The organism is Pseudomonas sp. KBN12P06040 (assembly GCF_037574965.1).
Lineage (GTDB): Bacteria > Pseudomonadota > Gammaproteobacteria > Pseudomonadales > Pseudomonadaceae > Pseudomonas > Pseudomonas aeruginosa.
In genome coordinates, this window is sequence record NZ_JBBELS010000001.1 from 381,094 (window position 1) to 405,639 (window position 24,546).

Sequence of the window (24,546 nt, forward strand, 5' to 3'; positions counted from 1 at the left end):
CGGGTTGTCATGAAACCCGAGTGATCTGGGCTTACATCGGCACTTGAAGAACACGGGTCGAACAGGCAGGGTGCTGCCGTGAAAAGGCCCGGAACAGGAGTCGGACATGCAACATTCCATTGGCAAGACACTGCTGGTAGCCGCTCTGGCTACGGCGATCGCGGGCCCCGTGCAGGCGGAGAAGAAGAGCCTGCACATCTATAACTGGACCGATTACATCGCTCCCACCACCCTCAAGGACTTCACCAAGGAGAGCGGGATCGACGTCAGCTACGACGTCTTCGACTCCAACGAGACCCTCGAGGGCAAGCTGGTCTCCGGCCACTCCGGTTACGACATCGTGGTGCCGTCGAACAACTTCCTCGGCAAGCAGATCCAGGCCGGTGCCTTCCAGAAGCTGGACAAGAGCAAGCTGCCGAACTGGAAGAACCTCGATCCGGCGCTGCTCAAGCAGCTGGAGGTCAGCGACCCGGGCAACCAGTACGCGGTTCCCTACCTGTGGGGCACCAACGGCATCGGTTACAACGTGGCCAAGGTCAAGGAAGTCCTCGGTGACCAGCCGATCGACTCCTGGGCCATCCTCTTCGAGCCGGAGAACATGAAGAAGCTCGCCAAGTGCGGCGTGGCCTTCATGGACAGCGGCGACGAGATGCTGCCCGCCGCCCTCAACTATCTGGGGCTGGACCCCAACACCCACGACCCGAAGGACTACAAGAAGGCCGAGGAAGTCCTGACCAAGGTTCGCCCCTACGTCAGCTACTTCCACTCCTCCAAGTACATCTCCGACCTGGCCAACGGCAACATCTGCGTCGCCTTCGGCTATTCCGGGGACGTCTTCCAGGCCGCTGCCCGCGCCGAAGAGGCCGGCAAGGGCATCGACATCCAGTACGTGATTCCCAAGGAAGGCGCCAACCTGTGGTTCGACCTGATGGCGATTCCCGCCGATGCCAAGGCCGCCGATAACGCCTATGCGTTCATCGACTACCTGCTGCGTCCGGAGGTGATCGCCAAGGTCAGCGACTATGTCGGCTACGCCAACGCGATACCGGGGGCCCGCCCGCTGATGGACAAGAGCGTCAGCGACAGCGAGGAGGTGTATCCGCCGCAGGCCGTGCTCGACAAGCTCTACGTTTCCGCCGTGTTGCCGGCCAAGGTGCTGCGCCTGCAGACCCGTACCTGGACCCGGATCAAGACCGGCAAATAAGTTCAAATTCCGCCCGGTAGCGTGACCGGGCTCAACGACTTGGGAGTTGTGGTAATGGCGATAGCCTCCGGTGCCTACAAGAAAGCCCTAGAGGGCAACCAGCAGCCGAAAGAGGTGCTGGTAAAGATCGACCGGGTAACCAAGCAGTTCGACGAGACGCTGGCGGTGGACACCGTGTCCCTGACCATCAACAAGGGCGAGATCTTCGCCCTGCTCGGCGGCTCCGGCTCGGGTAAATCCACCCTGTTGCGCATGCTCGCCGGTTTCGAGCGGCCCACCGAGTGGCGGATCTTCCTCGATGGCCAGGACATCACCGACCTGCCGCCCTACGAGCGACCGATCAACATGATGTTCCAGTCCTATGCGCTGTTCCCGCACATGAGCGTGGCGCAGAACATCGCCTTCGGCCTCAAGCAGGACGGCCTGCCCAAGGCCGAGATCGACGAGCGCGTGGCCGAGATGCTCAAGCTGGTGCACATGACCCAGTACGCCAAGCGCAAGCCGCACCAGCTCTCCGGCGGCCAGCGCCAGCGGGTGGCCCTGGCTCGCTCGCTGGCCAAGCGGCCGAAGCTGCTGCTGCTCGACGAGCCGATGGGCGCGCTGGACAAGAAGCTGCGCTCGCAGATGCAACTGGAACTGGTGGAGATCATCGAGCGCGTCGGCGTGACCTGCGTGATGGTGACCCACGACCAGGAAGAGGCCATGACCATGGCCCAGCGCATCGCCATCATGCACCTGGGCTGCATCGAGCAGATCGGCAGCCCGATGGACATCTACGAGACCCCGGCGAGCCGCCTGGTCTGCGAGTTCATCGGCAACGTCAACCTGTTCGACGGCGTGCTGGTGGAGGACGTGCAGGACCATGCGGTGATCGCCTGCCCGCAGCTGGAGAACCCGATCTACATCGGCCACGGCATCAGCACCCGCGCCGAGGACAAGCGCATCACCTACGCGCTGCGGCCGGAGAAAGTGATGATCAGCGCGCAGAAGCCGGACAACCTGGAACACGCCGGGCACAACTGGGCCCAGGGCACCGTCTACGACATCGCCTACCTTGGCGGCCACTCGGTGTACTACATCAAGCTGGCCTCCGGGATGATCGTCCAGGCCTTCATGGCCAACGCCGAGCGCCACGTCGCCCGGCCGACCTGGGACCAGTCGGTGTACATCAGCTGGTACGACGACAGCGGCGTGGTACTGCAGTCATGAAATTCGCCAACAGCCTGAAAAAGCGCATGCCCACCGGGCGGCATGCGGTCATCGGGGTGCCGTTCCTGTGGCTCTTCCTGTTCTTCCTGCTGCCCTTCGCCATCGTGCTGAAGATCAGCCTGGCGGAAGCGGACGTGGCCATCCCGCCCTACACCGAGATCTTCGCCTACGCGGACCAGCAGTTGCAGGTGCTCCTCAACCTCGGCAACTACCTGATGCTGACCGATGACCCGCTCTACATCGATGCCTACCTCGGCTCGCTGAAGATGGCCTTCATCAGTACCCTGATCTGCCTGCTGGTGGGCTACCCGATGGCCTACGCCATCGCCCGCTCCAGCCAGTCCTCGCAGACTGTCCTGCTGCTGCTGATCATGATGCCGACCTGGACGGCGATCCTGATCCGGGTCTATGCCTGGATGGGCATCCTTTCCAACAACGGCCTGCTCAACAGCGTACTGATGGGGCTGGGGCTCATCAGCGAGCCGCTGACCATCCTCAATACCAACATCGCGGTGTACATCGGCATCGTCTATTCCTACCTGCCGTTCATGATCCTGCCGCTCTACGCCAACCTGGTGAAGCACGACCCGAGCCTGCTGGAGGCCGCTTCCGACCTGGGCGCGCGTAACTTCACCAGCTTCTGGAAGATCACCGTGCCGCTGTCGAAGAACGGCATCATCGCCGGCTGCATGCTGGTGTTCATCCCGGCGGTGGGCGAGTTCGTCATCCCGGAACTGCTCGGCGGCCCCGAGACCCTGATGATCGGCAAGGTGCTCTGGCAGGAGTTCTTCAACAACCGCGACTGGCCGGTGGCGTCCGCCCTGGCGGTGGTAATGCTGGCGATCCTGATCATCCCGATCATCCTGTTCAACAAGAACCAGGCCAAAGAACTGGAGGGCAAGGTATGAGCCAGCACAGCGTATCCCGCTCCGTATCCCGTTCAACAGGCTCTCCATCCAGAAGCGTGGCCAAAGAACTGGAGGGCAAGGTATGAAGCGCTGGAATTTCTCCAACGTCATGCTGATCGTCGGCCTGCTCTTCATCTACCTGCCGATGCTGATCCTGGTGATCTATTCGTTCAACGCCTCCAAGCTGGTGACGGTGTGGGGCGGCTGGTCGGTGAAGTGGTACGTCGGCCTGCTGGACAACACCCAACTGGTCAGTTCGGTCGGCCGCTCCCTGGAGATCGCCTTCTATACGGCGTTCTCCTCGGTGCTCCTCGGCACCCTGGCGGCCTTCGTCCTCACCCGCATCCCGCGCTTCCGCGGTCGTACGCTGTTCGGCGGCATGGTCACCGCGCCGCTGGTGATGCCGGAAGTGATCACCGGCCTGTCGCTGCTGCTGTTGTTCGTGGCCATGGCGCAACTGATCGGCTGGCCGCAGGAACGGGGTATCGTGACCATCTGGATCGCCCACACCAGCTTCTGCTCGTCCTACGTGGCGGTGGTGGTGTCGGCGCGCCTGCGTGAACTCGACCTGTCGATCGAGGAAGCGGCGATGGACCTGGGCGCCAAGCCCTGGAAGGTGTTCCTGCTGATCACCATCCCGATGATCGCGCCCTCGCTGGCGGCGGGCGGCATGATGTCCTTCGCCCTGTCGCTGGACGACCTGGTACTGGCCAGCTTCGTCTCCGGACCCGGCTCGACCACCTTGCCGATGGAAGTGTTCTCGGCGGTACGCCTGGGCGTGAAGCCGGAGATCAACGCGGTGGCCAGCCTGATCCTGCTGAGCGTTTCGCTGTTCACCTTCTTCGCCTGGTACTTCACCCGCCAGGCCGAGGAGCGGCGTCGCCGGGCGATCCAGCAGGCGATGGAAGAGACCGCGACCGACTGGCAGAAAGGCTCGCCGACCCCGGCCTGAGCCCTCCGCCGAAAAGAAAAGGCCACCTGCGGGTGGCCTTTTTCATTGGCGCGTCGGTGGCGGGAAATGCCTGGCTACGCTCCGTAGGACGAATAACGCCCGAGGTGTTATCCGCCGATACCCTGTTGTATCCGGCGGACAACCACCATCCGGTTACTCGCCCTACGCCACGCCGGGCGGATGCTCCGCCGGCCGGCTCAGCGCTTCGGTTCCAGCACCAGCACGCCCTTGCTGTTCGCCTTCACCTCGTTTTCCTCGTAGTGCTGCGGCAGGTAGTGGCCCTCGATGTAGGCCTCGGCCTGGTCGTCGTAGTGGCCGTCGAAGGGCACGCCGCTCTGCCCGACCGGGTTGATGCCAAGGCTGTGGGTCGGGTCGGCGAAGTCCACCAGGCGCCGGGTCGATGGGCCGTAGGTGACCGCCCAGGGGGCCGGGCCGATCTTCGCCGACAGGTTGTTCGGTACCTCGTGGGTGCCGGGGGCGGCGAACGGACCGACGTTGAGAAGGCGCTTGAGCAGCGCTTGCTGGCCCAGGGCGTGCTCGTGGGTCAGGGTATGCGCCTTGCCCCACAGCCAGCCGGACGGGTCGTTGCCGAGGGTGCCGCGCAGATGCGCGAGGGAGGCGTTCCAGGCGGCCCTGACGATATCCGCGCGGGTTTCCCGGCGTTCTGTGCGGCGGTCGTCCCACCAGGGCGAGTCGGCGTCGGCAGCCAGCCGAGGCAGCGCGCTGTCGATGGCGCGGGTGGCGATCAGGCTGTCGAAGAAGGCATCGCCCAGTTCGTCGTGCAAGGCGCTCTCGGCAATCTGGAACAGCAACTGGTTGAACAGCGTGGCGGCGGTCGAGTCGACCGGGTAGTCGCCGTTCCAGGCCGCCAGTTGCTCGACCAGGCGCTTGCCTTCTGCGTCGTCGACCACCTCGCGCAGGACCGGCAGCAAGGGTGCGAGCAGGCGTGGCGCGTAGCCGGTGCGATTGCCGAGTTGCAGCGCGCGGCTGTTGTCCAGGTTCCATTTGGTGCCGCGGTCGGCCAGTTGGGTATCCAGCCACTGGCCGCGGTCCGCCAGGTTGTAGTAGCCGGGAATCGGCCGGCCATTGGCCGGGACCGGCTGGAAGTTGGCGGAGACGATGTAGCCGCGCGCCGGGTTTTCCTCCTGCGGGTTGTCGGCGAACGGATAGAAGCCGGACTTGTCCGCCTCGCCCTTGCTGCCGTCGAGGATGAAGCTCGGGTTCACTCCCTCCGGCCGCTTCGGCAGGGCCGCCGAGGCCCACCAGCCGATATCGCCGGCGGCATTGGCCCAGACCAGGTTGAGTCCTGGCGAATGGATCTTCGAGGCCGCCGCGCGGGCCTTGGCCAGGGTATCGGCGCGATTCAGCTGGTAGAAGGCGTCGAGCACCGGGTTCTCGGTCTCGAGGAAAGCCCACCACATGGCGATCGGGGTCTTGCCGGAGCTGGCGCCGAGCGCGTCGTTGACGATCGGACCGTGGGGCGAGCGGCGCAGGGTGAGCTTCACCGGGGCGGCGCCCTTGACCGCGATTTCCTGCTCCTCGCTCTGCAGGTCGACCCATTTGCCCTGGTACCAGACCTGGTTGGGGTTGTCCGGGTTGACCTTCTCGGCGACCAGGTCGAGGTCGTCGTTCTGGAACATCGTCAGGCTCCAGCCGAACGCGCGGTTGTGGCCCAGCGAGGCGAAAGGGTTGAGCGCCTGGTAGTGGCCATAGAGTTCGAAGCCGGGCGCGCTCAGCTGGGCCTCGTACCATACTGCCGGCGCGGCGAAGCGGATATGCGGGTCGCCGGCCAGCAGGGGCTTGCCGCTGGCGGTGCGGCTGCCGGCGACGACCCAGGCGTTGCTGCCCTCGAACTGCGGCAGGCCGGCGTCCTCCAGGACCTGCTGGCTGAGACGGGCGAGGGCGCCGAGGTCCTTCCAGTCGCCGGCGCCCAGTGCGCCGGAGGGCGTCAGCACGCCCTGCGGATGCCAGTCGAGATCGAAGATGCGCAGGTAGTCGCTGCCCAGTTCGTCGCGGATGTAGGTCAGCACCGGCTCGGTGCGGAAGGCGGCGGCGAAGCTGTAGGCCATGTAGCCGGCGATGCTCAGGGTGTCTTCGGGGGTGAAGGGACGCCTGGGTATGCCCAGCAGGTCGAATTCGAGCGGCGCCGGGTTGTTTTCCTGGAACTGGTTGACCCCGTCCAGATAGGCCTCCAGCACCTTCCAGGGCTGCGACTGCTTGTCCTGGCGGGCGCTGTATTCGGCGGCGTGGTCGCGGATGCGCAGGGTGCGGAACAGACGGTCGGTATCCACCAGCTTGGCTCCGAGCACTTCGGCCAGCTCGCCGCGCGCCAGGCGCCGCAGCATTTCCATCTGGAACAGGCGGTCCTGGGCGTGCACGTAGCCGAGGGCGCGGTAGAGGTCGGTCTGGTTCTGCGCGTACAGGTGCGGAACCCCGCGCTCGTCGTAGCGCACGTCGACCGGCGCCTGCAGGTGGGCCAGGGCGAGCGAGCCGTTGCGGAGCGGCTGCTTGGCATGGAGGTACCAGGCGCCGCCGGCAGCCGCGGCGGCGACCGCCACGGCGATCACGGTCAGGGTGCGTTTCATCGATCCTTTCTCCTTGTTGTAGTGCCGAGCATTCTGCGGATGCCGCCGGCCTGCGGCATTGACCGAATGCTCGGGCCCTGGAAGTCTTTGGTCAATCGCGAGGAGCCGCCATGCAGGACGACCCGTCTACCAGCCCCCTGACCCATTCCGCCACGTTGCGGCGTCTGTTGTATGAAGCCCTGGACGCCCTCGGGCTCGACCCCACCCGCGTCTACCGCAGCGTCTACCGGCGTATCCCGCTGCCGCCGCCGACCCTGGGCGGCCGCCTGGTGCATGACAACGCCCCGTTGTTCTGGACCGAGCTGGCGGCGGTGACCGGCGATGCCGACATCGGCCTGCACCTGGGCGAGGCAATGAAGCCGCGCCTGCTCGATGTGGTCGGCTACCTGCTGCTGTCCGCGCGCGACCTGGAGGAGGCGCTGCGCAGCTTCGTGCGTTTCCAGCACATTCTCTCCGGCGGTTTCGCCGCGCGCCTCGAGGTCGAAGGGGAAACGGCAAGGCTGATCCTCGACATCAACTACCTGGGCTATGCCTCGCTGCGCCAGCAGATCGAATGCCTGATGCTGCTGTTCCTCAAGCTGCTGGCGCTGATCAGCGACGACGAGTTCGTCGCCGAGCGCATCGAGTTCCGCCACCGAGCCCCGTCGCGGCTGGGCGAACACCGCCGGTTGTTCGGCAGGCTGCCGCTGTTCTCGCGGCCGCACGATGCCCTGGTGTTTTCCGCCGCCTTGCTGCGGCGTCCTTCGCGCAACGCCAATCCGGACATGCATGACGTGCTGACCCGCCACGCGGAAGAACAGTCCCGCGAACTCAGCGAGAACCGCTTGCTCAATCGCGTGCGCTACCTGATCGAGCTGCGCCTCGGGGAGGGCTATGGCTTGCGCCAGTGCGCGGCGGAGCTGGGTCTTGGCAGCGGTGCCTTGCAGCGTGCGCTGGCCGCTGGGGGAGCGAGTTTCCGGCAGGTTCGCGATGAGGTTCGCCGGCAGCGGGCGAGCGAGATGCTGTTGGCCGGTCGCGCCATCCGCGAGGTGGCCAAGGCTTGCGGGTTCGCCGAGCTGTCGCCGTTCTACCGGGCCTTTCGCCGCTGGCACGCCGCGCCCCCGGAGCAATACAGGGCGCGGCTGGCGAAGCGGGAAGAGGGTTACTCGACCAGCGGTACCTGACGGCCGATCTCCAGGGTGGCGATGGCGTCGAGCTGGATCTCGATCTGCAGGAAGCGCATGGCGCGCTTGGGCGAGACGTTCTTGGCGATGCGCTTGACGTACTTGTCGCGCAGTTCCAGACGGTCCTCCTGGAGGTCGTCGACACGCTCGATCAGCTTGCTCGCCTGGTCGTCGCTGACGTTGCCGCTGTTGTAAGCCTGGGCGTAGTCGAGCAGGAGCCTGAGGGTTTCCTTGCTGAGCTTGTCCGACTCGGTGCGGTAGGTGTTGTAGATTGGCCAGAACTTCTCGCCTTCCTGGTCGGTGAGGTTCATGTTGGCCTCGACGATGCGCTTGCGCTTGTAGTCGACGTCGGCCAGGTCGTTCTGGATCTGCGCCTGGTGCTCCTTCATCAGTTCCTTGCTGCTGGGCTGAGGGTCGTTCTGGGCGGCCATCAGCGGCAGGCTGACGAGGGCGAGCAGGGCGAGGGTGGGACGTAGGGACATGCAGCGACTCCTTGGTTCGGCAACGGCCCCTCGTGGGCCGACCCGGGCAGTGTAGCCGCTACGCCTTCCGGCGCCCCCTCCGGAAGGCCCGGTGTTGAGCCAGGTCAGCCTTTTTCCGGGGTCCAGGGGCAGTAGCAACCCACGGCGAGGGTATGGGTGGCATCCACCGGACGTCCCTGCAGCAGCGCTTCGAGGATCGGTTCGATGAAGCTGTTGCTGGAGGTGCATACCGCGCCCTCGCTATAGGGGCCGAAGTAGGCCAGGCGGCCGTCGCGGTTCCAGATCGCCACGGCCGGGCTGGCCGGCAACTGCTCGGAACCGGGCAGACCGGCGAGGGGGCGCAGGGCGGCCAGGTTGTCCGGCAGGCGGCCCTGGCTGCCAGGCTTCTGCAGGACATGGAACTCCACGCCCTTGCCGGCGAAGCGTTCGATCAGCTCGCCGAGGTGCTGCTGGTTGCCGACGTTGCAGGGGCAGGCCGGGTCCCAGAAATGCACCAGGCGGATCGGCCCCGGCCCGGCCAGCTCGGCCGGCAGGCGCAGGCTGTCGCCGGAGAACAGGGTGGTCTGCTCGCTGAACGGACGGATGTAGCGGATCTCGAACCACCAGTAGGCGGCGAGCAGGCCGCCGGCCCAGAGCAGGCCGACCAGGCTGACGAGGAGCGTCTTGCGGCGGGGAGTCATGGCATTCACACGGAAAACGGGTGCCAAGCTTGCCATGTGTTCGCGCGCAGCTGAATATCCCTGGGTTTCGCCCGTGGCCCGGCCACGAATCGATTGCAGCCCGGAACCGCCGATGTCAGAAGCCTTCAACCCCGATTACCTGCGCCAGCACCTGCGACCCTTGGCCGCGGCCGAGGCGGACGCCGCCGTCCTCGCCTACCAGGCCTACTACGGCCTGGACCTGCGCTCCCACCATCCGCGCCTGCAAGCGCGGCTCGGCAGCATGGCGGTCGATGGGCGCCGCCTGGCGGTGCAGGCCTGGCTGCTGCCGGAAGCGCGCGGCAGCCTGTTGCTGATGCATGGCTATTACGACCACATGGGACTGTATCGGCACGTGGTCGACTGGGCGCTGGGCATGGGCTTCTCGGTGCTCGCCTGCGACCTGCCGGGGCATGGCCTGTCCGAAGGCGAGCGGGCCAGCATCCGCGACTTCGCCGAATACCAGGCGGTGTTCAAGGGCCTGCTGGGCCAGGCTGCCGAACTCGACCTGGCGGCGCCCTGGCACCTCTGCGGACAAAGCACCGGCGGGGCGATCCTGCTGGACTACCTGCTGCACGGCGGCGAACGTCCCGAGCTGGGCGAGACGATTCTCCTGGCGCCGCTGGTGCGTCCGCGCGCCTGGGGCTGGTCGAAGCTCAGCTACCGCCTGCTGAGTCCTTTCGTCGATTCGATCCCGCGGCGCTTCTCGGAGAACTCCAGCGATCCGCAGTTCCTCGACTTCCTCCGCGAGCACGATCCGTTGCAGCCGCGCACCCTGCCGACCGCCTGGGTCGGCGCGCTGACCCGCTGGGTGCCGCGCATCGAGCGGGCGCCTCGGCGTGCCCTGAGCCCCCTGGTGGTGCAGGGCGAGTCCGACGAGACGGTGGACTGGCGCCATGGCCTGAAGGTGCTGCGGGAGAAATTCGACGAGCCGCGGATACTGTTGCTGGAAGAGGCGCGCCATCACCTGGCGAACGAAAGCGAGGGGCTGCGGCGGCGCTATTTCGATTTCCTGAGCGACGCGCTGGGGGCCTGAGTTCCAGGCCCCGCGGCGATCAGGGGGCGACCGCCTGGTCCACCGCCAGGCCGGCTTTCAGCGCCGCCAGGGCCGCCTGGTAGTAGCTGCGGCCGGCCGGCGACTCGGCGAAGTTCACGTACTGGGTGAGTTCCGCGTCGGAGAGATCGCGGTAGACATACAGCAGGGTGTTCTCCAGGTCCGCGCCGATCTGCTGCACCAGGCGCTGGCGCTGGCCTTCCAGCAACTGGCCGGTCTGTCCGCCGCCAAGCAGGCCGGGGAGGCCCGGAAGCATCTGGCTGAGGCTGTCGGCGGCGACCCCGGCCAGGGCCAGGCTGACTTCCGCACCGGCCTCTCGGGCCGGAAGGACCTGGGCCAGGCGCTTGACCAGGGCCCGGCGTGGCTCGCTGGCGGTCTGCCGCGGCAGGCCGTTGCTGTGCTGGAGCAACTGGTCGCGGCGGGTGGCGAGCACCTCGGCGGCGACCACCTTGCGTCCCAGCGGCGACTCGAAGAAATTCAGCGGGCTGGCGCTGTCCGGCAGGTTCTCGCGCAGGCCGTTGAGGGCGCGCTGGTCGACTTCGGCCGGGGCGAAGCGGCGATTGCTGTTGTCCACCAGGGTCTGGTAGAGCGCGGGTGGCAGCTTGTCCTGGTAGCGCTTCTGCGCCGCGTCCAGGGCATCGCTGAAATGCGCGCGCTGGTCGGGCCAGCCAGCGGCCTGGTACAGGCGTTGATAAGGGTCGGCCAGGGCGGGCAGACCAACCAGCAGTAAAGCGAAGGCGAGCAAAGCGCGCATTGATACTCCTTTGGCGGCGAAAGCCTCGTCGTTCGGGTGGTGCCGTCCATGGGGCGCTATTGTCGACATGCGGCGGACCGCTTGTCGAGACACCGGGGCGGCACGCTACAATGGACAATGCACATCAACGTCAATCATCCACTCCTGCATCGCATCGTCGATGAACTGGTCGACCAGGGCTGGTCGCACCAGAGCATCTTCATGCCTGAGCGTCTGACCACCAGATTGGCCGAAGAGTGCCGCACCCGTGCGGTCGCGGGCGACCTGACCCCGGCGGCGATCGGCCGCGGCGACGGCCAGGTGATCCGCGAAGGCATCCGCGGCGACCTCACGCAATGGCTGGAGCCCGGAGAATCCGTGGCCTGCGACGAATACCTGGGGGTGATGGACAGCTTGCGCCAGGCGCTCAACGCCTCGCTGTTCCTCGGCCTCGAGGATTTCGAGTGCCACTTCGCGCTGTACCCGCCGGGCGCCTATTACCAGAAGCATGTCGATCGTTTCCGCGACGACGACGCACGCACCGTCTCCGCGGTTCTCTACCTCAACGATGCCTGGTTGCCCGAGCATGGCGGCGCGCTGCGCCTGCACCTGCCGCAGCGGCAGGTGGACATCCAGCCGACGGGCGGTAGCCTGGTGGTGTTCATGTCCGCCGGCACCGAGCACGAAGTCCTGCCCGCCAGCCGCGACCGGCTGTCGCTGACCGGCTGGTTCCGCCGGCGCAACGAATCCCTCCTGCAACTCTCCTGAACCCTCGGCGGGGTCGCCGCCTCAGTGACCCCAGACCTTGATCGTGCCGCGCAGGTCGGTGATGTCGCGCAGTTCGATGCGGCCGATCGAGTTGTCGCCGATGTACAGGTCGCTGGCCACCCGCAGGCGGATGCGCTGCGCCGGCAGGCCGCTGGCGATCAACTGGTCGTTGATGGTGGCGAGGTCCGGCAGGCTGATCGCCAGTTGCTGCCCGCCGCCGCTGCCGGTGGTCACGTCCAGTGCCAGGGTCGGCTGCTCGACGCCGAAGATCGGCAGGCTCAGGCCGAGCTGGGCGGCGCCCAGGGGGATGTTGCCGCCGCGCCCGTCCGGGCAGTCGCCGGCCTTCACGCAGCCGTTGTCGATCACCAGGTTGCGCAGCGAGAGGCTGCCGCCGTCGTCCACCCAGGCGACCCTGGCCGCGCCGGCGCGCAGGTCCAGGCGCAGGCTGATGCCGGCCTGGCCGGTGACCTGGCTGAGACTGTCGTTGTCCAGGGCCTCCATGGCCGCCTGGCTGGCAGCGCTGGCGAGCAGCGCGGGGGCCAGGAAAAACGGTAGAAGCGAGCGGGTCGGGAGCATGACGGGCGGGTCCTTCGCGGTTGCGCGGGAAGCCAGTCTGCTCGGGGCGGCGGAGGTTCGCCATGGGCCGCCCGCAGTTCTATCCTAAGGATCGGCAAGAAATAGCCCTGGTCCCCGCCATACGGGCGCTGGAGCGCTACCGCGAGGCCTAACTCCGGTTGGGTCGAGGGCGGGTTTCCCCGGTGCTTCCCGGCTACTGTTACCGGGCGTGACCATCGGTGAGCGGCAGGCTACTCTGTGTGCCTGTCAAAGGGGTGGAGCATCCATGCAGAAGGTTCTGGTCAGCCGTTGCCTGCTGGGCCACCTGGTGCGCTACGACGGTGGCAGCCATGGCCCGTTCGACCTGCTCTCGCGCTGGCATGCGCAGGGGCGGATCGTCGCCCTTTGCCCGGAGGTCGCCGGCGGCCTGCCGACGCCCCGCCCGCCAGCGGAGATCCCCGGCGGCCAGGGCGGCGAAGTGCTGGACCGGCTGAACCGGGTCTTCACCGTCGACGGCGAGGATGTCAGCGAAGCATTCCTGCTGGGTGCGGAGGCGGCAGTGGAGCTGGTCCGCCGCCATGACATCCGGATGGCCGTGCTCAAGGCGCGCAGTCCTTCCTGCGGCAACCTGGAGAACTACGACGGGCGCTTCAACGGCAGCCGGGTCGCCGGCGAGGGCGTGACCGCCGCCGCCCTCAAGCGCATGGGCGTGCTGGTCTTCAACGAAGACGAGCTGGACCGCGCCGCGGTCTGCCTGGCCGGCCTCGACGCCGGCGGCTGAACGCTCAGCGCCGCAGCGGCGCGGTCAGGCGGTTCTCCAGGGCTTTCTGCACACGCTCGAAGAGCGCCGAAAGCAGCCAGTAGATCCCGGCGGCAGCGAGATAGAGCGGCAGCGGCTGGAAGGTCTCGGCGATGACCTCCTTGGTCGCCAGCATCAGCTCGGTCACGGTGATCACGGAGATCAGCGAAGTGTCCTTGATCAGGCTGATCAGGCTGTTCGACAGGCTCGGCACCGCCAGGCGCAGGGCCTGCGGAGTGATGATGTTCCACAGGGTCTGGCCCCAGGTCAGGCCGACCGAGAGCCCGGCTTCCCATTGTCCCTTGTCGATGCCGAGGATCGCCCCGCGCATGGACTCCGAGAGATAGGCCGCGACATTCAGGGTCAGCGCCAGGATGCCCGCGGTGACCGGGGTGAACTCGATGCCGACGCTCGGCAGCCCGTAGTACAGGACGAAGATCTGCACCAGCAGTGGCGTCCCGCGGAAGGCGCTGACGTAGACCGCGGCGATCTGCGAGACCACCGGCACCTTGGTCACCCGGACCACCGCGACGCTGAAGCCGAGGATCAGGCCCAGGACCATCGATACCGCGGCGAACAGCACGGTATACATCGCGCCCTGGAGCAGGAAGGGCCAGGCCATCCCGAGCAGCTCGACCAGGTTGGCGAGCCATTCGAGCAATTTCTGCAGCGAATTCATTCAACACTCCATCGACAAACACGACGGCCGCGTCCCTCGGACGCGGCCGCTTCCCCCGTTCGGGCGGGAACTCACTTCGGCGGCTGGCTGACGTCCAGGCCGAACCACTTTTCCGAGAGCTTGGCGAAGCGGCCGTCGGCCTTGATCTTCTCCAGCGCCGCGTTCAGCGCCTCGCCGAACTTCGGGTTGTTCTTCCGGTAGGGAATCGCCATGTTCGCCACCGGTCCCACCGCCGCGCCGGGCTTGACCGGGAGCTTGGCCTCGCGGATGGCGAAGGGGATCAGCAGGCGGTCGTTGAGCGCCGCGTCGATACGCTTGCTGGCCAGGTCCTGCAGGTATTCCGGGGCGCCCGGATAGGTGCGCACGTTGACGCCGGCCACCGACTTCGCCAGGTCGGCGTAGTTGGTGCCCTGGCCGACGCCGAGCTTGAGGCCCTTGAGGTCTTCCAGCGACCTGAACTGGCGGGTGTCGTCGGCGCGCACGATCAACTGGGCGCTGGAGATGGTGTACGGCTCGCTGAAGTCGAAGACCTTGCGCCGCTGCTCGTTCACCGAGACCTGGTTCAGCGCGATGTCGTACTTGCCGCTCTGCAGGCCGGCGAGGATGCCGCTCCATTCGGTGGTGACGAATTCCGGCTTGACCTCCAGCTCGGCGGCCAGCAGTTCGCCCAGTTCGGTCTCGAAGCCGGTGAGCTTGCCGCCCTGCTTGAAGTTGAACGGCGGATAGGTGCCCTCCAGGGCGATGCGCAGGGCGCCGCGCTGGTGGACGTCGTCGAGCAGCTCGGCATGGGCCAGCGGAGCGGCCAGGGATACCAGCATCAGCAGGCGGGGCAGAAATCGCATGTAGTACTCCTCGGGTGGGAATGAACGTCGGTCGGGCCTATGCTGTTCGTTCAGCTTAGCCGGGCCCGCGTCCTGGACAATCGCGAACCTACTGGGTTGCATGCGGTCTTTCCAGGGGTTGCGGGCATTGACCCGGATTATGTGCGCGAGCGCCGCTCTAACACGGGCTTCGCAGTGGAAATCGCTGTGCCAGCGATGCCTTTCCCTGATTCGGAAGGCACGAAGAGTGCCGGGGAAATTCCGTCCAGTGGCGTTTCCCGGGTGCTAACGGAAGTGAAAACAGGAGACTCCCATGAGAGTGACATTGCCTTGCCTCGGTCTAGCCGCCCTGATGTTCGGCGCATCCGCCAGCCTGATGGCTGCCGACCTGCCCCGGACTAAGGCGCCCGAAGGGGCGAAAGTGTATTTCATCACGCCGGCCGATGGTGCAACCGTCGACAAGACCTTCACCGTGAAATTCGGCCTGAAAGGCATGGGCGTGGCGCCGGCCGGCGTCGACATGCCGGATACCGGCCACCATCACCTGCTGGTGGACCTGAAGGAGCAGCCGGCGATGAACCTGCCGCTGCCGATGACCGACAACATCCGCCACTTCGGCAAGGGCCAGACCGAAACCGAGATCACCCTGCCGCCGGGCAAGCACACCCTGCAACTGCTGGTGGGCGACAAGAACCACGTGCCGCTGGAGCCGACCGTGGAGTCGGAGAAGATCACCGTTACCGTCAAGTGACGGAAACGAAAAAAGGAGGCCGCTGGGCCTCCTTTTTCCTTTCCGCCGGACGCTACCTTAGAACAGCACGCGGCTACGGATGGTGCCGTTGACCTGCTGGAGTTTCTCCAGGGCCAGGTCGGAGTACTCGGCGTCGACGTCGATCACCACGTAGCCGACCTTATCGTTGGTTTGCAGGTACTGGCCGGAAACGTTGATGCCGTTGTCGGCGAAGACCTTGTTGATCTCGCTCATCACGCCGGGGATGTTGGCGTGGATGTGCAGCAGGCGGTGCTTGCCCGGGTGCGACGGCAGGGCCACTTCGGGGAAGTTGACCGAGGACACCGAGGTGCCGTTGTCGCTGTACTTGACCAGCTTCTCCGCCACTTCCAGGCCGATGTTGGCCTGTGCCTCGGCGGTGGAGCCGCCGATGTGCGGGGTCAGGATCACCCGGTCCAGGCCACGCAGCGGGCTGGCGAATTCCTCGTCGTTGGATTTCGGCTCGACCGGGAACACGTCGATGGCGGCGCCGATCAGGTGCTCATCCTTGATCGCGGCGGCCAGATGGTCCAGCTCGACCACGGTGCCGCGCGCGGCGTTGATCAGGATGCCGCCCTTCTTCATCGCGCGGATTTCCTTCTCGCCGATCATCCACTGGGTGGAGGGCAGTTCGGGAACGTGCAGCGAGACGATGTCGGACATGCCCAGCAGCTCGTGCAGGCTGCCGATCTGCACCGCGTTGCCCAGCGGCAGCTTGGTCACGGTGTCGTAGAAGAACACCTGCATGCCCAGGGCCTCGGCGAGTACCGAGAGCTGGGTGCCGATCGAACCGTAGCCGACGATGCCGAGCTTCTTGCCACGGATCTCGAAGGAGTTCGCCGCGCTCTTGATCCAGCCGCCGCGATGGCAGGAAGCGTTCTTTTCCGGGATGCCGCGCAGCAGCAGGATCGCCTCGGCCAGTACCAGCTCAGCCACAGAGCGGGTGTTCGAGTAGGGCGCGTTGAACACGGCGATACCGCGTTCGCGAGCGGCGTTGAGGTCGACCTGATTGGTGCCTATGCAGAAGCAGCCGACCGCGATCAGTTTCTTCGCGCAGTCGAAGACCTCTTCGGTCAGCTGGGTGCGGGAGCGAATGCCGATGAAGTGCGCATCGGCGATCCTTTCCTTCAGCTCATCGCCGGAAAGCGCGGTCTTGAGGTACTCGATATTGGTGTAGCCGGCGGCCTTCAGCGTGTCCACGGCGTTCTGGTGGACACCTTCGAGAAGAAGGAACTTGATCTTGCTCTTGTCGAGAGAGGTCTTGCTCATCTGCGTAAACCTGTTGTCCCGGAGGAAGTGGCTGGAAAGCGAACTGCGCGAAGCGGGTCCGGCCGGCGCTGGCCGGCACCCGCAACTCGGCGCCCAGAGGCACTAAGCGCGGGGGGCGTATGCTAGCATGTTCTCCCTTTTCCTTGCCCGGTTGCGACCTGAGTTGTTCTCAGGGCGACCATGAATCATTTGAGAGTTCCCGAATGACCCGCGAAGCCCTGATCGAATCGCTCAAGCCCCTGGTCGAGCCTGGCAAGCTGCTCGACGACGCCGCCTCCCTGGACGCCTACGGCAAGGACTGGACCAAGCATTTCGCCCCTGCGCCGCTGGCCATCGTGTTCCCCAAGAGCGTCGAGCAGGTCCAGGCGATCGTCCGCTGGGCCAACCAGCACAAGGTCGGTCTGGTCCCGTCGGGCGGCCGTACCGGGCTCTCCGCCGCGGCCGTGGCGGCCAACGGCGAAGTCGTGGTGGCCTTCGACTACATGAACCGGATCCTCGACTTCAATGCCTTCGACCGCACCGTGGTCTGCCAGCCCGGCGTGGTTACCAAGCAACTGCAGACCTTCGCCGAGGAAAACGGCCTGTACTACCCGGTTGACTTCGCTTCTTCCGGTTCCAGCCAGATCGGCGGCAATATCGGCACCAATGCCGGCGGGATCAAGGTCATTCGCTACGGCATGACCCGTAACTGGGTGGCCGGGATGAAGGTCGTCACCGGCAAGGGCGACCTGCTCGAGCTGAACAAGGACCTGATCAAGAACGCCACCGGCTACGACATGCGCCAGCTGTTCATCGGCGCCGAAGGTACCCTGGGCTTCGTGGTCGAGGCGACCATGCGCCTGGAGCGCACGCCGAAGAACCTCACCGCTATGGTCCTCGGCACGCCCGACTTCGACTCGATCATGCCGGTGCTGCATGCCTTCCAGAGCAAGCTCGACCTGACCGCCTTCGAGTTCTTCTCCGACAAGGCCCTGGCCAAGGTCCTGGCCCGTGGCGATGTACCACGGGCGTTCGAAACCGACTGCCCGTTCTACGCCCTGCTGGAGTTCGAGGCGACCACCGAGGAAGTCGCCAACGAGGCGCTGGCCACCTTCGAGCACTGCGTCGAGCAGGGCTGGGTGCTGGACGGGGTGATGAGCCAGAGCGAGCAGCAGTTGCAGAACCTGTGGAAGCTGCGCGAGTACATCTCCGAGACCATCTCCCACTGGACGCCGTACAAGAACGACATCTCGGTCACGGTTTCCCGGGTGCCCGCCTTCCTCAAGGACATCGACGCCATCGTCGAGGCCAACTACCCGGACTTCGAGGTGGTGTGGTTCGGCCACATCGGCGACGGCAACCTGCACCTGAACATCCTCAAGCCGGAAAACCTCGGCAAGGACGAGTTCTTCGCCAGGTGCGCGACCGTCAACAAGTGGGTGTTCGAGACCGTCGAGAAGTACAACGGCTCGATTTCCGCCGAGCATGGCGTGGGCATGACCAAGCGCGATTACTTGACCTACACCCGCTCGGAAACCGAAATTGCCTATATGAAGGCACTGAAGGCGGTGTTCGACCCCAACGGGATCATGAATCCCGGCAAGATCTTCGCCGAGTAGCAGGTTTCGCAACGCAGAGGGCCGGTCATCCGGCCCTTCTCGTCTGTGGCGGGCGCCACGGATGCCCTTCCACCCGTTCAGGAGTCGGTAAATGAGTTACCAGCATCAATATATCGACGGCACCCCGATCCACTTCCCCCTGGGCAAGCTGGTCTGCGTCGGGCGCAACTACGCCGAACACGCCAAGGAACTGAACAACCCGGTTCCCACCGAGCCGCTGCTGTTCATCAAGCCCGGCTCCTGCGTGGTGCCGGTGAGCGGCGGGCTGAGCCTGCCGCAGGAGCGCGGCTCGGTACACTACGAGGCGGAAATCGCCGTGCTGATCGGCAAGCCGCTGTCGCGCAAGCCGAACCGCGAGGAGGTCCTCGACGCGATCTCCGGCTATGCGCCGGCGCTGGACCTGACCTTGCGCGAGGTCCAGGCGAAACTGAAGGAAAAGGGCCTGCCCTGGGAGCTGGCAAAGAGCTTCGATGGCGCCGGCGTGCTGTCGCCGTTCGTGAACGCCGACCAGTTTCCCGACCCGACCGACATCGGCATCCGCCTGACCATCAACGGCGAGGTGCGCCAGGACGGCAACAGCCGCGACATGCTCAATCCGATCGTGCCGCTGATCCAGCACATCGCCGGGCATTTCTCGCTACAGGCCGGCGATGTGGTGCTGACCGGCACGCCGTCCGGGGTCGGGCCGCTGAACAGCGGCGACGAGTTGCTGCTCGAATTGCCGGGCGCCAGCCGTTTCGAGACCCGCGTGCTCTGAACCGCTGCGGCCGCCGGGGGCGGCCGACCTCCCTAGCGCCGGCAGCGGAAGCGACTGTCGGTCGGCTGGGCGACGCTTCGATTGACAGGCCGGGGGCAATGCCCTTTCATGGCGACGCCCAAGAAAACACCTGGCCAAACAGTCGAGCCTCGCCCATGTCCCTTGCCTCCAAGCTTCCCCGTTTCCGCTGGCTGCTGCCGGCGTTCGTCGTGCTCGTCGGCGTGGTGCTGACCATCGTCATGCATTGGGACGATCGCGCCGGCCTTTGGTGGAAGGAAAGCCAGGCCAGCCAGCAGCAGCGCGACGACAGCATCTGGCTGCCGGGCTATCGGGTGGTGATCGACGCCAAGCCGTTGCAGGGCCTGGAGGAGGAAGAAACCTCGGACCTGGCCTACAACCCGGCAACCAGGACCCTGTTCACCGTTACCGGCAAGCGGCCGCTGCTGGTGGAGCTGTCGCTCACCGGCGACGTGCTGCGCACCATCCCGCTGCTCGGCCTGAGCAATCCCGAAGGCGTGGCGGTGCTGGAGAACGGCAACGTCGCGGTGACCGACGAGCGCCGCAATACCCTGACCATCTTCCATGTCGACCCGCAGACCGCCGAACTGAGCACCAAGAGCCTGGCCGAATTCCCGCTGGGCAATATCGGCAAGAAGAACAAGGGCTTCGAGGGCATCGCCTGGGATCCGCGCCAGCAGCGTCTGTTGCTGAGCAAGGAGCGCGATCCGATGACCCTGTTCAGCTGGAAGAGCGACGGCGGGCCGAGCCTGAGCGGGGCGATGACCGCGCTACCGAGCGACGACCTTTACATGCGCAACGTCTCGGCGCTCAGCGTCGACCCGCGTACCGGGCATACGCTGGTGCTGTCGGCCGAATCGCATCTGCTGCTGGAGCTGGACGAGAAGGGCGAACCGGTCAGCTTCATCAGCCTGCTCGGCGGCTTCAACGGCCTGGACAGCAAGATCCCGCGCGCCGAAGGGGTGGCCATCGACGACGAGGGCACCATCTACATGGTCAGCGAGCCGAACCTGTTCTACGTGTTCCGCAAGAAGAGCGGCGAGCGCCTGGCCACCAGCGACGCCGATTAAGCTTCGCTTAAGCGCCGATTAAGCCTGGTTTCAGCAAGGCTTCGTAGCCTGGACCCATCGAAACCAACTACGAGGCGTTACCCATGAAACTTCGTCACCTGCCCCTCATCGCTGCCATCGGCCTGTTCTCCACCGTCACCCTGGCCGCCGGCTATACCGGCCCGGGCGCTACCCCGACCACCACCACGGTGAAGGCCGCGCTGGAAGCCGCCGACGACACCCCGGTGGTCCTCCAGGGCACCATCGTCAAGCGCATCAAGGGCGACATCTACGAGTTCCGCGATGCCACCGGCAGCATGAAGGTGGAGATCGACGACGAAGACTTCCCGCCGATGGAAATCAACGACAAGACCCGGGTCAAGCTGACCGGCGAAGTCGACCGCGACCTGGTCGGCCGCGAGATCGACGTCGAGTTCGTCGAAGTGATCAAGTAAGGCCCTGAATCGAAACGGCCCGCCTCCCGGAAGAGAGGCGGGCCGTTTCGCGTTCCGACCGGGTGAAGTTGCGGGCGGGCTTACCGGTGAACCCCTTCGAAACCCTGTAGCACGTTCACTGCGTTGATCCCGATTTCCTCCACCGCGTAGCCTCCCTCCATCATGAACAGCGTGGCCAGGCCGAGCTTGCCGATGGCTTCGCCCATGCGCAGGTAGTCGGGGCTGTCCAGGCGGAACTGGGAAATCGGGTCCTCCTTGAAGGTATCCACCCCCAGAGAAACGATCAGGACGTCCGCCGCATAGGCCTGGATCTGCCGGATCGCCGCCTGCAGCGCCTGGCTCCAGGTCGCCCAGTCGCTGCCGGCCGCCAGTGGGTAGTTGAAGTTGTAGCCGGTGCCGACGCCGTTGCCCTTCTCGTCGGCGTAGCCGAGGAAATAGGGGTATTCGAAGCGCGGATCGCCGTGGATCGAGGTGAACAGCACATCGGCGCGGTCGTAGAAGATGTCCTGGGTGCCGTTGCCATGGTGGTAGTCGACGTCGAGGATCGCCACCCGCCCGGCGCCCCGGTCGAGGAAGGCCTGGGCGGCGATGGCGGCATTGTTGAAGAAGCAATAGCCGCCCATGTAGTCGGCCGCGGCGTGGTGGCCCGGCGGGCGACAGAGCGAAAATACCGAGCGCGCGCCGTTGGCGAGTTCGGACTGGCCGCTGAGGGCGACGTTGGCCGAACTGGTGATCGCCTGCCAGGTCCCGGCGGTGATCGGCGCGCCGGCGTCGAAGGAGTAGTAGCCGAGGCGACCGTCGATGTTGTCCGGCTCCGTCTGCCGCAGGCGCCGGGTCGGCCAGGCGATCGGCAGCATGTCGTGGCTGCGGCCGGTGGCCAGCCAGTCCTGCCAGGCGTTCTGCAGGAAACGCACGAAACCCTCGCTGTGCACCCGGCGGATCGGTTCCAGGCCGAAGTCGCGCGGTGCGCGGACTTCGCCGAGGCCGACGGCCTTCACGCGGTCGAGGACCATATCGGCGCGGCTGGGTTTTTCGAAGCAGGGGGTGAACTGGCCGCCGATCAGTTCGTGCCGGCCGTGGTGCAGGCGATGGTCGTCGCTGTAGATGGTCAGCATGTCGGGCTCCCGGGCTCAGTTCTGTTCGGAGAAGGTCACGGTCGGCGCCTTGCGGCGGAAACCGCCGGTATGCAACGCCAGGTAGGCGAGGCCGGCGGCGAACCAGGTCAGGCCGATCACCAGGGTCAGCGCCGAGAGGCTGGTCCACAGCCACAGGGTCAGGCCCAGGCCGATGGCCGGCACCAGCCCGTAGCGCAGCAGGTCGCGCGGGGCGCGGCGGCCGTCGAGCAGCAGGTAGCTGCGGATCACCGCCAGGTTCACCGCGGAGAACGCCACCAGCGCGCCGAAGCTGATCATCGAGGCCAGGGTGGTGAGGTCGATGACCACCGCCAGCAGGGAAATCACCGAGACCACCAGGATCGCGATCACTGGCGTCTTGAAGCGCTCCGAGAGGCTGCCGAACACGCGCCGCGGCAGGATGCCGTCGCGGCCCATGCTGTAGAGGATGCGCGACACCGAGGCCTGCGAGGCCAGCGCCGAGCCGGCGGCGCCGGCGACGTAGGCGGCGGTGAAGAAGCTGGCGAGGAACTTGCCGCCGGCCGCCAGCATCACTTCGTTGGCCGCCGACTCGGCGTCCTGGAATACGCTGCCGGGGAACACCAGTTGGCTGAAGACCGCCAGCACGGTGAACAGCAGGCCGGCGCCGACCGTGGTGATGACGATGGCGCGCGGGATGTCGCGTTGCGGGTCGCGGGTTTCCTCGGCCAGGGTCGAGACCGCGTCGAAGCCGAGGAACGACAGGCACAGCACCGCCGCGCCGGCCATCAACGGGGCGAAGCCCGGCTGGCTGCCGTCGCCGACGAAGGGCAGGCTCAGGTCCAGCGAGGGGATGCCGGCCAGGTGCTTGACCGCCATGGCGACGAACACCACGGCGAAGACGAACTGGGCGCCGACGATCACGTTGCTCATGCCGGCCACCGAGCTGATGCCGATCACGTTGAGCACGGTGACCAGGCCGATCGCCGCGAGCACGAAGACCCAGGCCGGCACCATCGGGAAGGCGATGTTGAGGAACAGGCCGATGAGCAGGTAGTTGATCATCGGCAGGAACAGGTAGTCGAGCAGCAGCGACCAGCCGGCGAGGAAGCCGACGCAGGGGCCGAAGCTGAGGCTGGTATAGGAATAGGCCGAGCCGGCGATGGGATATTTCTTCACCATGAAGCTGTAGGAAAAGGCGGTGAAGAGCATCGCCGCCAGGGTGATCAGGTAGGCGCTGGCGGTGCGACCGCCGGTGATCTCGGTGACTACCCCGTAGGTGGTGAACATGGTCAGCGGAACCATGTAGACCAGCCCGAAGAAGACCAGGGCGGGGAGCCCGAGGATGCGCCGCAGGCCGGTGCCCTGGGCGCTGTGGACGTACTCGGGGCGCTTGCCGCCGATGAGGATGCCGTTGTTGCGTTGGCTGGCCATGTTCCGCTCCTCGCGAAATGCCGTATCGATCCCGCAGGCGGCCGCGTGGGCGGACCTTTCCTGCGCCGGGTGAATGGACGGGCTAGTGGAAAACCGCTGGGGTTTCCGTCGGGTCGGTGGAAATGGCAGTGACGAGAGGGCACGCGGCGTGTGCGGGCACGGGCGTTGGGGCGTCGATAGTGTTCATGGCGTTCTCAGGAAGCGTTCTTGTTGGATTTCTAGCTCGCGGTCGCGAGGTTCCCTTGGGCTCTGCCGGCGCCGTTTCCGCGGCTCCGGGCGACCCCTCGAGGAGGGCGCGGTTCGACTCTAGCAATCCGGTTTCGCCGGGGAGAACCCTGTAGACGGTCAAAAAGGGATCGAGATGGCCAAACTGGCTGGCCGGCCAGCGCTGGCGCGAGCTGGCCGCCAGCGCCGCGTCGATCATTTCTTAAGCTTGGTCCAGACCTTGCTGCGCAACGCCAGGGCTTTCGGCGAGCAGAGCTTGAACGGCTTCAGGCGGTCGAGCTTGTCCTTCGGGGTGTTGATCGCCGGGTCGTCGAACAGCGCCTTCTCCATGAATTTCTCCGAGCCGACGATGGCGTTGTTGTACTTGGCGAAGTTGGAGGCGGCGGCGATGTTCTCCGGGCGCATCATCCAGTCGATGAAGACGTGGGCTTCCTTGACGTTGCTGGCGTCGCGCGGAATCGCGAAGTTGTCGATGAACAGCCGGATGCCTTCCTTCGGATAGACGTATTCGAGGCTGGCGCGTTGGGCGTGGGCGCGGTGGAAGGCGCCGTTCCACTGCTGGTGCATGGCGACCTCGCCGGCGGCCATGCGCTCGATGGTGCCGTCGCTGTTGTACATGGCCAGCGCCGGCTTTTGCCTGAGCAGCAGGTCGAGGACCTTCTGCGCTTCCCTGGCGTCCTCGGTGCATTCGTCGATGCCGAGGTAGTAGGTGGCGGGAATGAACAGTTCCTCGATGGAGTTCAGCGCCACCACCTTGCCTTTCAGCTCGGCTGGTGGTTCGAAGAACGGCTTCCAGCTTTCTTCCAGCCTGCCGCCCGGCACCTTCGCCGTATCGTAGCTGTAGCCGGTGGTGCCCCAGAGATAGGGAATGCTGTAGTCGTGGCCGGGATCGAAGCCAAGGGTCCGGAAGTTTTCCTTCAGGTTGCCCAGGCTCGGCAACTGGCTCTTGTCGAGCTTTTGCAGCAGCCCCTCCTTGACGAAAATCTCTATGAAGCTGTCCGACGGCACCACCACGTCGTAGGCGCCGCCCCCGGCCTTGAGCTTGGCCAGCAGCGTCTCGTTGCTGTCGTAGGCGTCGAGGGTGGCCTTGATCCCGGTGTCCTTCTCGAACTTCTTCAGCAACTCCGGCGGGTAGTAGTCCGACCAGTTGGCGAAGTGCAGGGTGCCTTCGGCGCGAGCCTGGCCGCCCAGGGCTAGACCGGCGGCGAAGAGCAGGGTGAGCGGTGTGCGGTAGGTCATGGTGGACTCCTGGCGATCTTCTGTTTTTTCTT

General features: G+C 65.8%; 24 protein-coding genes. 13 read left to right on the forward strand and 11 right to left on the reverse strand.

Annotation, left to right across the window (positions count from 1 at the left end; all coding sequences use genetic code 11):
* The first annotated feature begins 106 nt into the window (after positions 1-106).
* The 4 genes from spuE (at position 107) to VQ067_RS01760 (ending at position 4,273) form a co-directional block, all read left to right on the forward strand.
* A complete protein-coding gene (gene spuE / locus VQ067_RS01745) occupies positions 107-1,204 on the forward strand; it encodes a spermidine-binding protein SpuE (RefSeq protein ID WP_003084301.1) in 1,098 nt (365 codons plus the stop codon).
* Between the two features lie 54 nt (positions 1,205-1,258).
* Entirely contained in the window at positions 1,259-2,413 is a 1,155-nt protein-coding gene (potA, locus tag VQ067_RS01750; RefSeq protein ID WP_340080803.1) for a polyamine ABC transporter ATP-binding protein, read from the forward strand.
* Between the two features lie 26 nt (positions 2,414-2,439).
* On the forward strand, positions 2,440-3,321 hold the full coding sequence (locus tag VQ067_RS01755) for an ABC transporter permease subunit (protein ID WP_003121722.1): 882 nt from the start codon (positions 2,440-2,442) through the stop codon (positions 3,319-3,321).
* 82 nt (positions 3,322-3,403) lie between these two features.
* Positions 3,404-4,273: an ABC transporter permease subunit gene (locus VQ067_RS01760; protein ID WP_003084307.1), complete on the forward strand. Its 870-nt coding sequence runs from the start codon at positions 3,404-3,406 to the stop codon at positions 4,271-4,273.
* Positions 4,274-4,470: 197 nt separating this feature from the next.
* Here the strand turns inward: VQ067_RS01760 and hacB are convergent, their stop codons facing one another.
* The gene (gene hacB, locus VQ067_RS01765; RefSeq protein ID WP_033990762.1) at positions 4,471-6,858 is read right to left on the reverse strand and encodes an N-acylhomoserine lactone acylase HacB; all 2,388 of its coding nucleotides are present in this window, start codon (positions 6,856-6,858) and stop codon (positions 4,471-4,473) included.
* Between the two features lie 110 nt (positions 6,859-6,968).
* Between hacB and VQ067_RS01770 the strand changes: the two genes are divergently transcribed.
* Positions 6,969-8,021 (forward strand): AraC family transcriptional regulator, encoded by a 1,053-nt coding sequence (locus tag VQ067_RS01770; protein ID WP_031686310.1) that lies wholly within the window; start codon positions 6,969-6,971, stop codon positions 8,019-8,021.
* Here the strand turns inward: VQ067_RS01770 and VQ067_RS01775 are convergent.
* Both VQ067_RS01775 and VQ067_RS01780 read right to left on the reverse strand, forming a co-directional pair.
* Positions 8,000-8,503 (reverse strand): transcriptional regulator, encoded by a 504-nt coding sequence (locus tag VQ067_RS01775; protein ID WP_003110710.1) that lies wholly within the window; start codon positions 8,501-8,503, stop codon positions 8,000-8,002. The genes VQ067_RS01770 and VQ067_RS01775 overlap by 22 nt on opposite strands.
* A gap of 104 nt (positions 8,504-8,607) precedes the next feature.
* Positions 8,608-9,219 (reverse strand): DUF6436 domain-containing protein, encoded by a 612-nt coding sequence (locus VQ067_RS01780; RefSeq protein ID WP_023108702.1) that lies wholly within the window; start codon positions 9,217-9,219, stop codon positions 8,608-8,610.
* Between the two features lie 76 nt (positions 9,220-9,295).
* On the opposite strand from VQ067_RS01780, the gene VQ067_RS01785 reads away from it, so the two are divergent.
* Positions 9,296-10,237 (forward strand): alpha/beta hydrolase, encoded by a 942-nt coding sequence (locus VQ067_RS01785; RefSeq protein WP_015502199.1) that lies wholly within the window; start codon positions 9,296-9,298, stop codon positions 10,235-10,237.
* Between the two features lie 19 nt (positions 10,238-10,256).
* On the opposite strand, the gene VQ067_RS01790 is transcribed toward VQ067_RS01785, so the two are convergent.
* Positions 10,257-11,009 (reverse strand): hypothetical protein, encoded by a 753-nt coding sequence (locus VQ067_RS01790; protein ID WP_003084320.1) that lies wholly within the window; start codon positions 11,007-11,009, stop codon positions 10,257-10,259.
* A 48-nt stretch (positions 11,010-11,057) separates the two neighbouring features.
* On the opposite strand from VQ067_RS01790, the gene VQ067_RS01795 reads away from it, so the two are divergent.
* The gene (locus tag VQ067_RS01795; protein WP_003128868.1) at positions 11,058-11,756 is read left to right on the forward strand and encodes a 2OG-Fe(II) oxygenase; all 699 of its coding nucleotides are present in this window, start codon (positions 11,058-11,060) and stop codon (positions 11,754-11,756) included.
* A 21-nt stretch (positions 11,757-11,777) separates the two neighbouring features.
* Here the strand turns inward: VQ067_RS01795 and VQ067_RS01800 are convergent, their stop codons facing one another.
* Complete coding sequence (locus VQ067_RS01800; protein WP_003084327.1) at positions 11,778-12,332, reverse strand: DUF6160 family protein; 555 nt, start codon at positions 12,330-12,332, stop codon at positions 11,778-11,780.
* Positions 12,333-12,597: 265 nt separating this feature from the next.
* Between VQ067_RS01800 and VQ067_RS01805 the strand changes: the two genes are divergently transcribed.
* Positions 12,598-13,092: a DUF523 domain-containing protein gene (locus VQ067_RS01805; RefSeq protein WP_003084333.1), complete on the forward strand. Its 495-nt coding sequence runs from the start codon at positions 12,598-12,600 to the stop codon at positions 13,090-13,092.
* Positions 13,093-13,096: 4 nt separating this feature from the next.
* On the opposite strand, the gene VQ067_RS01810 is transcribed toward VQ067_RS01805, so the two are convergent.
* Both VQ067_RS01810 and VQ067_RS01815 read right to left on the reverse strand, forming a co-directional pair.
* Complete coding sequence (locus VQ067_RS01810; RefSeq protein WP_003084339.1) at positions 13,097-13,789, reverse strand: amino acid ABC transporter permease; 693 nt, start codon at positions 13,787-13,789, stop codon at positions 13,097-13,099.
* Between the two features lie 71 nt (positions 13,790-13,860).
* Positions 13,861-14,631 (reverse strand): cystine ABC transporter substrate-binding protein, encoded by a 771-nt coding sequence (locus tag VQ067_RS01815; protein ID WP_003084341.1) that lies wholly within the window; start codon positions 14,629-14,631, stop codon positions 13,861-13,863.
* Positions 14,632-14,923: 292 nt separating this feature from the next.
* On the opposite strand from VQ067_RS01815, the gene VQ067_RS01820 reads away from it, so the two are divergent.
* Complete coding sequence (locus VQ067_RS01820) at positions 14,924-15,361, forward strand: DUF4399 domain-containing protein (RefSeq protein WP_003084345.1); 438 nt, start codon at positions 14,924-14,926, stop codon at positions 15,359-15,361.
* 57 nt (positions 15,362-15,418) lie between these two features.
* Here VQ067_RS01820 and serA read toward each other — a convergent pair whose 3' ends face one another.
* A complete protein-coding gene (gene serA, locus VQ067_RS01825; RefSeq protein ID WP_003084348.1) occupies positions 15,419-16,648 on the reverse strand; it encodes a phosphoglycerate dehydrogenase in 1,230 nt (409 codons plus the stop codon).
* Between the two features lie 203 nt (positions 16,649-16,851).
* Between serA and VQ067_RS01830 the strand changes: the two genes are divergently transcribed.
* From VQ067_RS01830 to VQ067_RS01845, 4 genes are all read left to right on the forward strand, one after another.
* Positions 16,852-18,246 (forward strand): FAD-binding oxidoreductase, encoded by a 1,395-nt coding sequence (locus VQ067_RS01830; protein WP_003084351.1) that lies wholly within the window; start codon positions 16,852-16,854, stop codon positions 18,244-18,246.
* Positions 18,247-18,337: 91 nt separating this feature from the next.
* Positions 18,338-19,003: a fumarylacetoacetate hydrolase family protein gene (locus VQ067_RS01835; RefSeq protein WP_003110705.1), complete on the forward strand. Its 666-nt coding sequence runs from the start codon at positions 18,338-18,340 to the stop codon at positions 19,001-19,003.
* Positions 19,004-19,101: 98 nt separating this feature from the next.
* The gene (locus VQ067_RS01840; RefSeq protein WP_004364976.1) at positions 19,102-20,091 is read left to right on the forward strand and encodes an SdiA-regulated domain-containing protein; all 990 of its coding nucleotides are present in this window, start codon (positions 19,102-19,104) and stop codon (positions 20,089-20,091) included.
* An 83-nt stretch (positions 20,092-20,174) separates the two neighbouring features.
* The gene (locus VQ067_RS01845) at positions 20,175-20,525 is read left to right on the forward strand and encodes a NirD/YgiW/YdeI family stress tolerance protein (RefSeq protein ID WP_003084357.1); all 351 of its coding nucleotides are present in this window, start codon (positions 20,175-20,177) and stop codon (positions 20,523-20,525) included.
* Positions 20,526-20,605: 80 nt separating this feature from the next.
* Here VQ067_RS01845 and aphB read toward each other — a convergent pair whose 3' ends face one another.
* The 3 genes from aphB to VQ067_RS01860 form a co-directional block, all read right to left on the reverse strand.
* Positions 20,606-21,640, reverse strand: coding sequence for an acetylpolyamine amidohydrolase AphB (gene aphB / locus VQ067_RS01850; protein ID WP_022581068.1), 1,035 nt, complete (start codon positions 21,638-21,640; stop codon positions 20,606-20,608).
* Positions 21,641-21,655: 15 nt separating this feature from the next.
* Entirely contained in the window at positions 21,656-23,050 is a 1,395-nt protein-coding gene (locus VQ067_RS01855; RefSeq protein WP_022581067.1) for an APC family permease, read from the reverse strand.
* A gap of 420 nt (positions 23,051-23,470) precedes the next feature.
* Positions 23,471-24,514: an ABC transporter substrate-binding protein gene (locus VQ067_RS01860; protein ID WP_033990764.1), complete on the reverse strand. Its 1,044-nt coding sequence runs from the start codon at positions 24,512-24,514 to the stop codon at positions 23,471-23,473.
* Positions 24,515-24,546 lie beyond the last annotated feature (32 nt).